We start from the raw sequence: 15,375 nt of genomic DNA, 5'->3' as shown, positions 1-15,375 counted from the left end.
TCACTATTTTATAAAACAGAACATGGTGCCTTTGTTGGTGATATGTTCATGAGCCTGATCCAGACCTGCAATCTGATGAAGGTCAATCCATTTGATTATTTGATCACATTGCTGAATAACGCAACTGAGCTGAGAACTGATCCTTCCCGGTGGATGCCTTGGAATTACAAAACCTCGTCAGCGTAATATAATCGCAGCCCCCCTCTCTTGTGACGAGTTCAGCTGAGCTATCCTAAAAAAATCCTTTGTGCATGTTTACCGAAGGGACACGCAATATAGAGGATATTGCTCTCCTCATCAATAGCCAGGCCGTTGGCACCAAAGGGAGGAAAGCCGGCAGTGGCAAGCAGCGAGTCGTGGGCGATGGTCTTTATCTCAGGTATCTCCGCGTTGGCGACATTTTCTATCTCGAAAATTGCGCCCTGAAAGGAATCAGAAAAGTAGAGATTACCGGCGCTGTCAAAGACCATGGCGTTGGGAGCTGCAGCGTAGTTACCGAAAACGATCTTGTCCTCACTGATGTCGGGATTAACAACTGTTCTCTCTCCTGGCGCACCTGGGTGAGGGACAGCAATTACGTCTTCCACTTCGCCTTCAAATTCAGCGTCAACACGTTGAATTCGTGATCCTAATGTATCACCAACCAGATCACCGGTGTTGCAGATGTAGACCTTCTTGTCAGCCGGATTAAAGGCAAGACCAAGTAGTGGGGACGTTGAGAAATCAATCTGCGCCAGCAAATTGCCTTGTTTTGATAGGCGTTCTCAAATGACTGGTATTGAGCCTGTTATCTTTGATATCAAACGTTAGGCAAAAAGCAACAAATAATTTTGCGTCGAAATTATAAATGACGTAAAATATTTACTTGCGCAGATCTTGGCGTGATGGGTTGCCAATCATGCCGTTTTTCGATAGAGTATCCAATAAGTAAGGCAGGTTATTTCGTCCACCACCTTTATAATCGTAACCTTTTACCATATAGAGCAAATCTGACCCGCTTTTCAATGTATTGTCGCTTGTGGCTGGCGCTCCCGTGTAAGGGAATCGGATAAAAATAAAGCCTTCTATTCTGTTTGCCTTTTTATCCGCATTATTTGTTGGACCTTAAGGCTCGCCTTGAATAGGAATACAGCTTGGGCGCAAAATCTGTGGCATTTATTTTTTTCAAGTTTCTGGGAATAAAAACCGGGGAAGGAGAACTTAATGGACGCGCTTAAAAATTTTGCATCAAAAAATTTCACTGAACAAGTCAAGCTACTAAAGGATATTGAAAAAAAGAAAATCTATGCTGCAATCCCTAAGCTTGTCGAGTTATGCAAAAAAAGTGATCCGTTTGATCAAGCAACGGCCATGGCTGAAAATACGCTCAGATCCCTTTTATTGGGAAACGAGGAGCAAACCGTAAAAGGCCTTATGTCCGATAATGCGAATATTAAAAAAATAAGCTTGCAGGTTTGTTGCCGAAAAAAGTGTTCGTCTGCTACTTCTACTCTGATCAAGCTGTTTTCGGATCTTATTTCAGAACAATCATCTGAATTGATACCCGGGCATCCGCATTATAACGAAGGGTTTGAAATCCTGTCTGCACTCTCATTAATCCAGCCGCCTGAAGCACTTGACATATTTCGGCAATATTTACATCATAGCGACGCTTTAATCGCGTCCTTATCCATTGAAGCCATTGGAAATTATAAAGATATTGATTCTGTTGATGCGCTGTGCAAAATAGTGGAGGAATCAGAGGCTGATGACCGTTATGAAGAATGCGATATAGTTGTTGCCGGCGCAATTGATGCACTGGCAATGATAAATACCGACAGGGCAATATCCTTTCTGGCGTCAAAAATTCATCATCGTAATCCGGTGGCCAGAAGAATCATTCATGCAGTATTTCCAAGACTCGGCCCGGAAACCATCCACTATATCGCACCTTTTCTATTAGATGCCGATACGGATTTGAAAATCATGGCAGTAAACATTCTTGGGGCCATTGGTGATAAAAAAGGGGCGGACTTGATTGTAGACGCCGTTGATAAAGGGGTTGCCGACCATCCCAATGTCAAGTTTGCCGTTTATGAAGCTTTGGGTCAAATATTCTCAATGAAGAGCCTTATTCTCCTTACCGACGGACTTTTGGAGCAGGACCCATCAATACTTATCGCTGTGATCACTTCACTCAACAATCAAATCAACCCTGGTGTGGCAAAGAAATTAAAGGGGATTATCGAAAAAGAAGACGACCATAGTTCCCGATTAATCAATGCAGTTGTTGCATCAAGAGCGCTGGCCTTGTTCGAATCTCTTTATGAAGATGAGAAAATCGGCAACAAAATGATTGAAGCGATTCTTAAATCAAACGACAAGGGGCTTTGCAGTGCATTTTCTAACAAGCTAAAATCAATGGAAAACAAAAGGGCTGAATCTGATGCAATTAAAATCGAATCGATTTCTTCAGGCAAACTCAAAAAAAGAATACTTATTGTTGATGATTCAAAATCCATGTTGGCATTTTACCGCACTGTTGCTTCAGCGATGCAGATCGCAGTCACAGCGGCTGAAAACGGTCAGCAAGCATTGGATATACTCGAATCCGACAATTCATTTGATCTGATTTTAACGGATCTTAACATGCCGGTAATGACAGGAATAGAGTTAACCCAAAAAGTCAGGGCAAATCACTCTGTGGATAGTATTCCCATTGTAATTGCCACCACGGAATCAGAGCAGTCACAAGAGCAATTAGCAAAAAAAATGGGGGCCAACGATTTTATAAAAAAACCGTTTACGGCAGATCAGCTTCAAGATAAAATCAACACCTTCTTCTAAATGTCTTTTATGATTTCAGGTACAGATCAGATCGATATTTTAAATATTTTATTGAATGCTGCCTTTAGCTTACAATGTCGATACGAAATGAAGGTTGACCACAACCTGTTTTTACCTAAAATGACGTGCCGGGCCGAAATATTCAGGCATTATTTATAAGAAAGTCTGTGTAACTAACACAGATCTTTCAACTTTCGTTGTGGGCTGAGCCTGGGTACTGATAGACCAGATCAGCCCACGGCTGTTATATTCTTTTTGCAGGCCCTGCTTCAGTGCCTTAATGTGTCATTATCTTGCAGGCACAATTTCAAGCCAATACCCGTCCGGGTCATTGATGAAATAGATCCCCATCTCCTTATTTTCATAACAGATACACCCCATCTTCTCATGCAAGGCATGGGCTGCGTGGAAATCATCTGTTTTGAATGCAATGTGAAATTCTTCATCGCCGAGATCGTAAGGCACCTTCCTGTCTTTGAGCCAGGTTAATTCCACCTTGTTGGCGGACTGATTATCCGTTAAAAATACAATAACATAGGACCCGTCTGTAGCCGTTTTTCTTCTCAGCTCCGTAAGGCCGAGTGCTTTTTCATAAAAAGCCAGACTCTTTTCCAGGTCCAGTACATTGATATTGAAATGATCAATTGTGAAGTCCATATTTATTTTTTTGCTCCCAAATTAAAAAAAGTTAAACCTGCACTGCACAAATTCTGTTGACTAATGATAATTTTACAATGACTTAAAATAATATCATAGTCTTACCATAAGGGGGTCCCTGCATGGGGTCAAGAGAAAAAAAAGTCATAATTATCGCAAAATATTAGGTTGATATGGTAAAAAAAGTCATAAAAAATCAGGGATTCCCTGATTGATTTGCCCTATCTGCTGTTGATATTATATTTCGCACGTACGTAAAAGAGGAAAAAATAATCAATTTTCTCTAAATAAAACCCTTAAAGATTGAAACAGGGAGGAAGGCGAATGATTGAAGCAACTGAAACCCAAGTACAAAGTGACATCTTTGATTTTCTTAGAATCATCGACAATAACATTTTAAGACTTAAAGGGACCGAGGAGATCGGTTTAGGTGCGAACTTCAGCTTGCGTGGCATCCATCAGTTAGATCAGTTAGATTCCGTTATCCAGTCCGAAACGGAAATTAAAGAGAAAGCCTAATTTCCTATTCTCTCTTCTAAAGATTCTTCTTCCGAATATCCAGGTGCCGCTAAAAAGTTCCTTTTTAGCGGCACCTGGATATTATCTTCATACATAGCCTACCGCCATCACCTAATTGACACTACTATTGGTATAGGTATAATAAAGATCATGATGAGATCCCTTAACCAAATAGAAAAAGGAAAGAAGAAATGAAAAAAATTTTATTTGCAATGGGTTGTCTATTGGCTGTTTGCCTTATCTTTTCCTGTGGAAAAAAAGAAGAAGAGGCGCAGACCATTAAACTTGGGGTCGCCGGCGCACATTCAGGTGATCTTGCATCCTATGGACTCCCATCGGTGAATGCAGCCAAGCTGGTCGTCAAAAAAATCAATGCCAACGGCGGTATTTTGGGCAAACAGGTGGAGCTGCTGGTGGAAGACGATGCCTGTAAACCCGAAGTTGCCGGAAACACCGCAACCAAATTGATTTCAGACGGTGTCGACGTTGTCATGGGTCATATCTGCTCCGGAGCAACCAAAGCGGCTTTAGGTATTTACAAGGAAGCCAAGGTTGTTGCCATGTCTCCGTCTGCCACCAATCCGGATCTGACTTTGTCCGGTGATTATCCCAACTTTTTCAGAACCATCCCCCATGACGCCAAACAGGCCCAACTTCAGGTTGAATTTGCCACCCATACCCTTAATGTTAAAAATGTCGTTATCCTGCACGACAAAGGGGATTACGGAAAGGGCCAGGCAGAACTTGCAAAAAAATACTTTGAGGACGCCGGTGTGAATGTTCTGCTGTTTGAAGGGGTTACGCCGGGTGCCGTGGACTATTCAGCCATTGTTACGAAAGTGGAAAAACAACAGCCGGACCTGGTTGTCTGGGGGGGCTACCATCCTGAAGCCTCCAAGATCGTTACGTTGATGAGAAAACAGAGAATGGATACGCTGTTCATGGGCGCTGACGGCGTAAAGGATGATACCTTTATTAAGGTCGCCGGTGAGTATGCTGAAGGCGTCTATGCCACAGGTCCCATGGATATTTCCAACAACCCCATGGCCAAAATGGCAAAAGAGGAACACCAGACAGAATTCGGTTCTGATCCGGGTGCTTTTTTTGACGCGGCATATGCCGCCACCCAAGCCTTGCTCAATGCCATTGAAAAAGCCGGCTCCGCTGACTATGACAAGGTGGTTCAGACTTTGAGAACTGAATATGTTGAAACACCCTTGGGGAAAATCCGTTTTGATGAAAATGGTGATGCCACAGGCATTGGCTTTTCCGTATACAAAGTCACCGATGGCAAATTTGTTGAAGAAAAGTAATTAGTAAGTAAGGTTGATTAACCTAATGATACAGGAGGGGGCCGGCAGCATATGCCTGCCCCCTTGTGTCTTGCCGGATATCGGCCTTTCTATTTCCCTTGAGAAAACAGGTTACACATGGATTATGAATTTTTTTTAAAGCTGTTTCTGGGCGGATTGACCCGGGGCAGCATCTATGCCTTGATCGCCCTGGGTTACACCATGGTGTACGGCATTATTGAACTGATTAACTTTGCCCATGGAGAAATCTATATGATTGGGGCCTTTACCGCGCTGATCATCTCCACGGTTTTAACCATGTCAGGCTTTCCTGCCCTGGCTGTTACGCTGATTGCAGCGGCAGCAGCAGTATGTTATGCATGCTGCTACGGGTATACCATGGAAAAAATCGCCTACAAGCCCCTGCGAACGGCCCCCCGTCTGTCCGCTCTGATCAGCGCCATCGGCATGTCTTTATTTCTTCAAAATTATGTATTGCTTGCCCAGACATCGGATTTTTTGCCGTTTCCCAGCCTGATTCCTGATTTTGAATTCTGGGAACCCTATGCACACATCATGTCCGCCCCGGAGCTTGCCATTATTGTCACCACGATCATCGTCATGGTTGGGTTAACCTTTCTGATCAAGTTTACCCGGATCGGCAAGGCCATGCGGGCCACGTCCCAGGATAAGACCATGGCCATGCTGCTCGGGGTCAATGTCAACCGGATCATCTCCTCAACCTTTATTATCGGGTCCGGCACGGCTGCCATCGGGGGCATGCTCATTGCCTCGCACATCGGCCAAATCAATTTTTATATGGGGTTCATTGCCGGCATCAAGGCCTTTGTGGCAGCCGTTTTAGGCGGCATCGGCAGTATTCCCGGCGCTGTTTTAGGTTCCCTTGTCCTGGGGTGGACGGAAAGTTTTTTCACCGGTTATATCTCCAGTGATTATGAAGATGTGTTTGCCTTTTTATTCCTGGTTCTGATCCTGATTTTCAGACCATCCGGAATTCTGGGCCGGGCGGAAACCCAAAAAGTCTAAAGTAAAGATAGAAATTATGAATCTGTTACAAGAACTCAAACATTCCACCATAGCAGCGGTCTGGTTTATGTTCCTGACCTTCCCTATCATGGTGATCAAGGTCAATACCGTAACCCAAACCATTGAATGGCGCTGGTGGAATATGGCCTTTATCGGTATTGCCTTTTTTTTCCTGTCCGCACTGTGGCGCTACATGCTGAAGCGCAAACAAAAAAATACAGGTAAATTTAGTCCAGGTAAAAAAATATCTGCGATCAGAAAACATTTGGCAGAAAAACGATTCTTTATTCCCGCCATGGTTTTGTTGGCAATTGCCACCCTGGTGTTTCCCCACGCCTTTTCCATGTACCAGACCAACATCATGATTTCAGCATTGATTTATGTGATGCTGGGATTAGGACTTAACATCGTCATCGGGCTGGCAGGCCTTCTGGATCTGGGATATGTGGCCTTTTTTGCCGTGGGTGCCTATGCCTATGCACTTTTGAATTTGCATTTTGGTTTGACCTTCTGGATGGTACTCCCCATAGGAGGCCTTCTGGGAACCATTATGGGCATTATCCTGGGCTACCCTGTGCTCCGCCTGAGAGGCGACTATCTGGCCATTGTTACGTTAGGCTTTGGTGAAATCATCCGTCTGGTCCTTGAAAACTGGAATGAATTTTCCAAAGGTCCCAGCGGCATTGCCAATATCCCCAAACCCGGTCTGTTCGGGCTTGATCTGACACTCCAACAGCACTCTGTCTATCTATATTATATTATTGTGGCCTTGGTTATTTTTACCATCTTTGTGATCAACCGTCTCCAGGACTCCCGGATCGGACGGGCCTGGATTGCCCTGAAAGATGATGAAATCGCCTGCCAAGCCATGGGTATTGATAAAGCCGCAACCAAACTGCGCGCCTTTGCCTTGGGGGCCACCTGGGCCGGCATGGCCGGGGTTGTTTTTGCTGCCAAGACCACATTTGTGAATCCGGCCAGTTTCACCATCTGGGAATCGGTCATCATTTTGTGTACTGTCGTGTTGGGCGGCATGGGCTCCATTGCCGGTGTCATTTCCGGTGCCTTGATGCTGATTCTTCTGCCTGAATATCTTCGAGCCGTATCTGAATACCGGATGATCGTTTTTGGCGCTGTCCTGGTGTTGATGATGGTTTTCAAACCCGGCGGCCTGATCGAAAACGTAAGAAAGACCTATCACTACAGAGAACACGAACACACCATTGGGCAATAGTTATGAATAAACCCATTTTGGAAGTTAAAAATCTGACCATGGATTTCGGAGGGCTGCGGGCCATCAACGGCCTGGACCTGAGTATCAACCAAGGGGAGATTGCCGCACTGATCGGTCCCAACGGAGCCGGAAAAACCACTTTTTTCAACTGTATCACAGGCATTTATACCCCCACCCAGGGAGATATTTTTATCAGGCCGAATGGAACGGATGCCACCAAAGAAAGAATCAACGGGCTCAAACCCAACCTGGTGACTCGCAGGGGACTGGCCCGGACATTTCAGAACATCCGGCTGTTTGCGTCCATGACAGTTCTGGAAAATGTCATGATCGGCTGCTATCCGGTTACAAAGGCCGGTATCCTTGGCGCCATTTTCAGAGGCCCCGCCACCCGGACCGAAGAACAATTTATCGTGGATAAAAGCTACGATATCCTAAAAAAAATCGGTCTTGAAACATATGTGGATGAATTGGCACTCAACCTGCCGTATGGTGCCCAACGGCGTCTGGAAATTGCCAGGGCCATGGCCACGGATCCGTTTCTGCTTCTTCTGGACGAACCTGCGGCCGGAATGAACCCCAAAGAGACCGAGGCGCTGAACGAATTGATTCTGAAGTTAAGAGACGAAGAACAAATCTCCATCCTTTTAATCGAACACGACATGAAACTGGTCATGACTCTGTCTGAAAACATCTTTGTGGTGGATTACGGAAAAAAAATCGGTGAAGGCACCCCTGACCAGATACTGAATAATCCGGTGGTGATCAAGGCCTACCTGGGAGAAGAGATAGATGCTTAAGATCAGAAACGTAGAAACCTATTACGGCAATATTCAGGCCCTAAAGAATATCAGCATGGATGTCCGGGAAGGTGAGATCATCACGCTCATTGGTGCCAACGGCGCGGGCAAATCCACAACCCTGATGACCTTGTGCGGGGTAGTGCCTGCCACCTGCGGTACCATTGAATTCCAGGGCCGGGATATCACCGGCATGCCGGCGGATCAAATCGCAGGGTTGGGCATCAGCCAGGTGCCGGAAGGCCGCAGGATTTTTCCCTATCTCACGGTCATGGAGAATCTGGATATGGGCACCTTTCTTAGAAAAGATAAAGATCAAATTAAAAAAGATATAGATAACGTTTTTCAACTGTTTCCCATTCTGGCTGATCGAAGGAATCAGCAAGGCGGCACCTTAAGCGGTGGAGAACAGCAGATGCTTGCCATTTCCCGGGCCATCATGAGCAAGCCTAAGCTGCTGCTGCTCGACGAACCGTCCCTGGGGCTTGCGCCCATCATCACCAAGCAGATTTTCAATATTATAACAAAAATCAATCAGGAATATAAAACCACCATATTCCTGGTGGAGCAGAACGCCAATCTCGCCCTAAAAGTGGCGGACCGGGGATATGTTATGGAGACCGGTACCATCACCATGACCGACACAGGGAAAAAACTTCTGGCCAACGAAGAGATCAAAAAAGCATATCTTGGCATGTAACATAAGGAATGAATAATTGAATACACACGATAAAATTTACCTCCTGAGACAGAAAATGGATGAGGCCGGGGTCAGTGCCGTGATCGTTCCCAATGGGGACCCCCATCAAAGCGAATACCTGGCCGAACACTGGCAGGCCCTGAAATGGCTGACCGGATTTTCCGGTTCCGCCGGTACGGCTGTGGTCACAAAAACCCATGCCGGAATGTGGACGGATTTTCGCTATTGGATCCAGGCTGCTGCCCAGATGGACGGCTTTGAACTTTTCAGGCAGGGCGATACGGATATCCCGTACTTTGACGAATGGCTGACCCAGACGTTGTCCGCTAATGGCCGCGTTGCCCTGGATGGAAAAATGATGTCTGCGGCCCAGGCCGGCAGTTTGAAAAAAAAACTGGCACAAAAGGGAATTTTTTTGGACACTACCACAGACCTTATTTCCGATCTGTGGCAGGATCGGCCGCTTAAACCCCGGACTCCGGCCTTTGAGCTGGATGTCATCTATGCCGGAGAGACCCGGAAAAAGAAATTCTCCCGCATACGTAAAAAAATGGCAGATTGCAATGCAGACTGCCATGTGCTGGCCGCCTTGGATGATATTGCCTGGACTTTTAATCTAAGGGGTGAAGATATTCACACCAATCCGGTGAACCTTGCCTTTGCTTTGATCACCAAGGATACAATCCGTTTATTCATTGATCCTGCCAAGGTCAGTCCGGCACTTGGGACAGCCCTTAAGAAGGATGGCGTTACAATATGTGACTACGACGATTTTTACGAAATGATTCAGGATCTGGACGAAAAATTCCGGATATTACTTGATCCCGAAAAAGTTTCAGATTTTATTTACCAGGCCATAGAAGTGCGCTCGGATATTATTGAGATGCCAAACCCAACGGTCATGTTTAAATGTCTTAAAAACAAAGTTGAAATCTCCCATATCCGTGATACTGCGGTCAAAGACGGCCGGGCTGTGGTCAATTTTCTGCACTGGCTTGACACAAGCGATGCGCCTAAAACTGAAATGTCAGCGGCAGAACAACTTTTGAATTTTCGTAAAGAACAGGACGCCTTTATCCACCCCTCCTTTGACTCCATTATGGCGTTTAAGGAACATTCAGCCATCTGCCATTACAGTGCCGACCCGGATACGGATCTGTCCCTAAGCCCGGACGCCATGTTTCTCACCGACTCCGGGGGCAATTATTTGACCGGCACCACGGACATCACACGCACCGTGCACTTAGGCTCACCGACAAGTCAGGAGATCCGGGATTACACCCTGGTGCTCAAGGCCCATATTGCCGTTGCAACGGCACGTTTTCCCGCCACAGCCAGGGGGTACCAGATCGACGCCATGGCCCGCCGGCATTTATGGCAGCAGGGATTAGACTTTGGGCACGGTACAGGCCATGGGGTGGGATTTTTCCTGTGTGTACACGAAGGTCCGGCACGCTTAAGCACGCTTCCCGTGGATATCTCCCTTGCTCCCGGCATGCTTTTGACCAACGAACCGGGGCTTTACCGGGAAGGCCGATACGGAATCCGTCTCGAAAATATGGTTCTTGTTATTGAAGGCGAAAAAACGCAATTCGGCAAATTCTTAAAATTTGAGAACATGACTTTTTGTCATTTTGAGCGCAGCCTTATAGATAAAGTCATGCTGAGTTTAACGGAGATCAACTGGGTTAATGACTATCACCAGATGGTTTATGAGCGGCTTGCACCGGGTCTTGAAGCCCCGGTCCGGCAATGGCTTGAACATAAGACAAAGCCTCTTTAGCGCTCAAGAAACAGATCCAGCAGCACCTTGGGATCTTTCTTGATAATGAGTTTTGCCGTGGTCTCTTTTTTGATGAATCCCTGGCCGGCGCCATGCTGCATAAACGCATTCAAATGATCATAATACCCGGCCACGTTGAGCAACGCACAAGGTTTTTTATGAATCCCAAGGTGAGCCCAGGTCAGTATTTCAAACAGTTCATCCATGGTGCCGATACCGCCGGGAAGTGCAATAAATGCGTCCGACAGTTCGGCCATCATGGACTTTCTTTCATGCATGGAACCTACAACCACAAGTTCTGTTAAGCCGGGATGGCTGATTTCCCTGTTTACAAGGGATTCGGGTATGACGCCCGAAACCCTGCCTCCGCCGCTGAGAACGGTGTTAGCCAGTTTACCCATGAGCCCTACACTGGCCCCGCCGTAAACCAAATCTATATCGTTTGCCACCATGGCCCGGCCAAGAGCTTCGGCGGCCTGTCCGTATTCAGGGCGAGCCCCGTCACTTGAACCGCAGTACACACATATTTTTTTCATTTTTATGTCACCGATGTATAGCCTGATAAAGACGACGTTTTTCTACCCTATTAAAATACAAAACAAGGCAGGAGACTAACACACCTGCCTTGTTTTTAATAGGTTTTATATACGTAAGGGGTTTAATGCTTGGCTTTTTTTCTGCCGACTCTGGCAAGCCCAATCAATCCCATGCCAAACAATACCAATGTAGCGGGCTCGGGAACTGGATCGCCACCGCCACCGCCACCATTGAGAACGTTAATTTTCCAGTCTTCTATTTCACCCTGACCATAATCAGCGTAAGCATTAAAAGCCGTTAAGTAGTCGTCTGCGCTAATATACCACTGCCGATCCCAGCTATAATACCCCAATACGGACTGACTTAATGAATCACTGCATGTCACCCTGGCCCTCAGGTATGCTGTTCCGACCATGTCTTCTGTTATCGTAATCGCAGCAGTAGTAACCTCGTAATTGTCATTACCATAACCTTCATCATTATGATTATAATAATCATTATATCCATAATCAAAGGTATAATGATCTTGTGCTGTATCTCCTTTATAGTCCCGGAGTGTTTTAAACCCGGAAACTACATCATTGTCGTCACCAAACGTATAACTATTGGCATCAGTACCCCAATCAATCCAGCCTTTCAAAATATTGGCATAATGATTTCCGACATTTTCAGAGTGCATATTAAATCTGAATGTAACGGTGTCCCCGACATAAAGGTCATCATGGCCGAATTCACCTCCATTACTACTCCAGGATACACCATACCCATTAGGCGCCCCCAATTCCTGCCATTCTGTAGTATTATGGTCTGCATACCATAGCCCTTCTTGAGCAATGGTAGCTTGGGAATTGTATCCACGGCTTGTGTGATAGGTCCCACCCCCATAATCACTTAGCATGCTTCCGTCGGCATAGGCACTTGAAGCAAACATAAAGACGCAGGCTCCTGTCAGACATATACTCATCAAACAATTATTTGCAAACTTAAAACTTTTCTTCATTGACAACCCCTTATTGCCTTTTCCATTTTTTACCTAAAAAGCGTTTCTATAGTATGGAATTGTATAAATGCAACTATAATACCAATAAGGACGTCATATCGTTTTTAGTTTTATGCCTCACATAACATGTGGTTATAGTTTCCCGTAACCACATGTTAATCATCAACTTTTTATCACTAATCTCCAACAAAAAATATTTTTATATGCATCAAAGCAAGCATTATGAAAAGAGAATTATCGAATTAATTATGAAAATTTATCACTATCTATAAGAAATTTTTTTCACACTTATAGGGTTTTTTTCCCAAGAAAGCCTTCTATCCACCAATTAAGTTTCTGGCTTTTTCAGCCCCCTCAAAATTTGGATTTAATTTTAAGGCAATTCTCATATATTCTCTTGCTTTTTCATATCTGCCGGTATCGTAATATGCCCATCCGAGATGGTAATTTGTAACCGGATTGTCAGGATTGATATTTAAACTGTCAAGCAGTTTAGTAATCGCCAGTTCATAGGATTTTTGTTTATAATAAATCCATCCAAGGGTATCCAATATGTTGGGATTATTTGGGACTTGCGATTCTGCAATCCTTGCCAGGTGCAGCGCTTTTTGTAAATCTTTACCTTCATCTGCCAGGATATACGCCATTTCGTTGGCCGCTGTTGCATGATCATCTTTTATCTCAAGCACTTTTTCCAAAGATTCTTTGGTTTTCTCCATATTCCTTTCAGACTTATAAATACGGGCCAAATTCATATGGGCGGGAATGTATTCCGGATTATATGCAAGAATAGCCTCATAGTAATTAATAGCCATGGGTTTATCGCCGTTTACTTCGGAAATTTTTGCCAAAGCTTCATACGAAGGCGTCGTTTTATTGTTGATTTGAATTGATTGATTAAAGTGTTCTTTGGCCTGGGGCAATAGATTTTGAGATAATGCAATTTTCCCCAGCAAAAATTCAATATATCCTTTTTCATATGAGGTCAGTTTCGGATGCCGTGAATGAGCATCCAAAATTTTGACGGCATCCTCCTTTTGTCCATGGCTCATATAGGCATTTATGATATTTCTCATGGCATCCATATTCAAAGGATCAATATCCAGGGCTTTTTTAAATTCTGCAAGCGCTTGCTTGGATTTTTTTTGGGCATCATATACAGTACCCAATTTGATATAGGCCCATGAATATGTGGGAGCTTTTTCGATAATTTCTTTAAATATAGTTTCAGCAGAACGCCAGTCTTTTTGAAGTATTTTTACATCTCCGAGCATCAAAGATGCGATAAAATTATTTTCAGATAGTTCTAATACGGAAGCGATTTGTTGATCTGCAAGTGACAGTTGGTTAGTTTGGATATATATGTCTGCCAGCATCAGTCTGGCCATAAAGTGCTCCGGCGAAAGATTGATGGCCGTTTTAAGGCTCTCTACTGCAAGGTCTCTTTTCCAGTCTTCCGCACTCACATTACCGGCTGCCGCCATCCGGATCTGCTGGGCCGGTAACTTTTTAAGATCTTTCTCCAAAAGGCATGCTGCTTTTAAATAATATGCAGTGACATTTTTATTGTCTACGACAATAACCTGCTCAAGCATTTCCAAAGCAGCGGCATACTTTTTATCCACCATCAAAAGCTGGGCGAGCACCAACCGGGCCACGGCATTATTCGGCTGTGTTTTTAATATTAAATCGGCCTGTTCACGAGCATCCTTGTATCTGTCCAGGTCGAAGTACGCAGTCGCAAGCTTTTCTCTTATTTTTAAAATGTTATCTATCGCCAATGCCTGGTTAAAATATTCGACGGCCTCTTCAAAGTTCCGATGACGGGCGAAAAAAAGAGCTAAATTAAATACCGGTTTATAGTCTTTGGGGTCAGACTCGTTGATGATTGTTTTATGCGTATTTTCAGCCTTCTTCAACATATTTTGCATTTCATAAAAATCGGCCAGCACGGCAAGATTTCCGACTCTGTTTTTTGAGGTCTTAGTTAAATTGATCAGCAAGGCTTCTGCCTTATCTATTTTTTTCTCATTAACATAGATATTTGCAAGTTCTTGATATGACTCAAGGATTGTGTCGTCGATGGAGATGGCTTTTAAATATGAGGCCTCTGCACTTGGAAAGTCCCTGTTATTATAATATTGTACATATCCGAGAAACAGGTATAGATGAGGATTGTCAGGGGACAGGACAATGGCTTTATTCAGGGTTTTTATTGCTGCATCAACGTTTCTTTCCTGTACCTGTACTGTGGCCAGCATATGATATGCCCGAATGCTGTTCGGGTCTTTGGCAAGTATAAATTGCGCTGTTTCTCTAGCCTGTTTGGTTTGTTTACCCAGAAGAAAGACCTGACATAGTTTGTGCTGGGCCTCCAGATTATCGGGATTCAAGGAGGTCACCTGTAATAATACCTTAATCTCTTTTTCAGGTTTGGCTAAAATCCGGTAAATTTCACTTAACTTTATATATGCATCTTCATTGAGCGGATCTATTTGCAAAACATTTCTCAATTCGATTTCAGCCTTTTTATATTCTTTGTTTTTCATGTATGCATCGACGGAAGCCATATATCTTTGGGCACTTTGTGTTTGATCGGAGCATGAAATTAAAACGAAACTAAAAAAAAGAAAAATGGCGAATAATAATACAATTGGATTTTTATATCTAAAATAGGTCATAATATTTTCTCTCTAACTTTTTAAATTCATAAGGATCTGCCGCTGCGGCACATCCCGGCGGGGTTAAAAATGATAAAAAACGAATTCGAAAACATTAACTTAGAAAGTTATCATAAATTTTGTTTTAGGCACAAGTGGAAACATGACGCGTCAGTGCTGACGCATAAATAATAAAAGGTCGGCCGAAGTTGTTCCGCCCACTCCTTTTTGGGAAAATTCCGCCTTTCCTTCTTTCAGAAGGCATCGGAAAGGTAGTTCTTCCTACACAAACCATGGCCTGTACCGAAGATTTTCATTCC

13 protein-coding genes and 1 pseudogene are annotated in these 15,375 nt (G+C 44.3%); 9 read left to right on the top strand and 5 right to left on the bottom strand.

The window, feature by feature from the left end; translation table 11 throughout:
* Window positions 1-186, top strand: a pseudogene (locus B147_RS32615) (IS66 family transposase); the annotation flags it as partial.
* Between the two features lie 41 nt (window positions 187-227).
* On the opposite strand, the gene B147_RS0126970 reads toward B147_RS32615, so the two are convergent.
* Window positions 228-740: a YncE family protein gene (locus B147_RS0126970; RefSeq protein ID WP_020590307.1), complete on the bottom strand. Its 513-nt coding sequence runs from the start codon at window positions 738-740 to the stop codon at window positions 228-230.
* Window positions 741-1,203: 463 nt separating this feature from the next.
* Here B147_RS0126970 and B147_RS0126960 point away from each other — a divergent pair, with 463 nt between their 5' ends.
* Window positions 1,204-2,826, top strand: a complete 1,623-nt coding sequence (locus B147_RS0126960; RefSeq protein WP_020590306.1) for a response regulator — start codon at window positions 1,204-1,206, stop codon at window positions 2,824-2,826.
* 288 nt (window positions 2,827-3,114) lie between these two features.
* On the opposite strand, the gene B147_RS0126955 is transcribed toward B147_RS0126960, so the two are convergent.
* The gene (locus tag B147_RS0126955) at window positions 3,115-3,483 is read right to left on the bottom strand and encodes a VOC family protein (RefSeq protein ID WP_020590305.1); all 369 of its coding nucleotides are present in this window, start codon (window positions 3,481-3,483) and stop codon (window positions 3,115-3,117) included.
* Window positions 3,484-3,807: 324 nt separating this feature from the next.
* Between B147_RS0126955 and B147_RS0126950 the strand changes: the two genes are divergently transcribed.
* The 7 genes from B147_RS0126950 (at window position 3,808) to B147_RS0126910 (ending at window position 10,858) form a co-directional block, all read left to right on the top strand.
* Window positions 3,808-4,002 carry a hypothetical protein gene (locus B147_RS0126950; protein WP_020590304.1) on the top strand — a complete coding sequence of 65 codons (195 nt, stop codon included), beginning with the start codon at window positions 3,808-3,810 and terminating at the stop codon, window positions 4,000-4,002.
* 191 nt (window positions 4,003-4,193) lie between these two features.
* Window positions 4,194-5,315 (top strand): branched-chain amino acid ABC transporter substrate-binding protein, encoded by a 1,122-nt coding sequence (locus B147_RS0126940; protein WP_020590302.1) that lies wholly within the window; start codon window positions 4,194-4,196, stop codon window positions 5,313-5,315.
* A gap of 117 nt (window positions 5,316-5,432) precedes the next feature.
* Window positions 5,433-6,341, top strand: a complete 909-nt coding sequence (locus tag B147_RS0126930) for a branched-chain amino acid ABC transporter permease (RefSeq protein ID WP_020590300.1) — start codon at window positions 5,433-5,435, stop codon at window positions 6,339-6,341.
* A gap of 16 nt (window positions 6,342-6,357) precedes the next feature.
* The gene (locus B147_RS0126925) at window positions 6,358-7,575 is read left to right on the top strand and encodes an ABC transporter permease subunit (protein ID WP_020590299.1); all 1,218 of its coding nucleotides are present in this window, start codon (window positions 6,358-6,360) and stop codon (window positions 7,573-7,575) included.
* 2 nt (window positions 7,576-7,577) lie between these two features.
* Window positions 7,578-8,375 (top strand): ABC transporter ATP-binding protein, encoded by a 798-nt coding sequence (locus B147_RS0126920; RefSeq protein WP_020590298.1) that lies wholly within the window; start codon window positions 7,578-7,580, stop codon window positions 8,373-8,375.
* A complete protein-coding gene (locus B147_RS0126915; protein ID WP_020590297.1) occupies window positions 8,368-9,075 on the top strand; it encodes an ABC transporter ATP-binding protein in 708 nt (235 codons plus the stop codon). The genes B147_RS0126920 and B147_RS0126915 overlap by 8 nt, the downstream gene beginning before the upstream one ends.
* A gap of 16 nt (window positions 9,076-9,091) precedes the next feature.
* Window positions 9,092-10,858, top strand: a complete 1,767-nt coding sequence (locus tag B147_RS0126910; RefSeq protein ID WP_020590296.1) for an aminopeptidase P family protein — start codon at window positions 9,092-9,094, stop codon at window positions 10,856-10,858.
* Here the strand turns inward: B147_RS0126910 and B147_RS0126905 are convergent.
* The 3 genes from B147_RS0126905 to B147_RS0126895 form a co-directional block, all read right to left on the bottom strand.
* Window positions 10,855-11,394, bottom strand: a complete 540-nt coding sequence (locus B147_RS0126905) for an LOG family protein (protein ID WP_020590295.1) — start codon at window positions 11,392-11,394, stop codon at window positions 10,855-10,857. The genes B147_RS0126910 and B147_RS0126905 overlap by 4 nt on opposite strands.
* A gap of 122 nt (window positions 11,395-11,516) precedes the next feature.
* Window positions 11,517-12,395, bottom strand: a complete 879-nt coding sequence (locus tag B147_RS32610; protein ID WP_020590294.1) for a PEP-CTERM sorting domain-containing protein — start codon at window positions 12,393-12,395, stop codon at window positions 11,517-11,519.
* Between the two features lie 317 nt (window positions 12,396-12,712).
* Complete coding sequence (locus B147_RS0126895) at window positions 12,713-14,944, bottom strand: tetratricopeptide repeat protein (protein ID WP_169400735.1); 2,232 nt, start codon at window positions 14,942-14,944, stop codon at window positions 12,713-12,715.
* Window positions 14,945-15,375 lie beyond the last annotated feature (431 nt).

The organism is Desulfobacter curvatus DSM 3379 (assembly GCF_000373985.1).
In the GTDB taxonomy this organism is placed as follows: domain Bacteria; phylum Desulfobacterota; class Desulfobacteria; order Desulfobacterales; family Desulfobacteraceae; genus Desulfobacter; species Desulfobacter curvatus.
The sequence above is the reverse complement of the archived record's forward strand: the minus strand, read 5'-3'. Positions and strand labels throughout refer to the sequence as shown.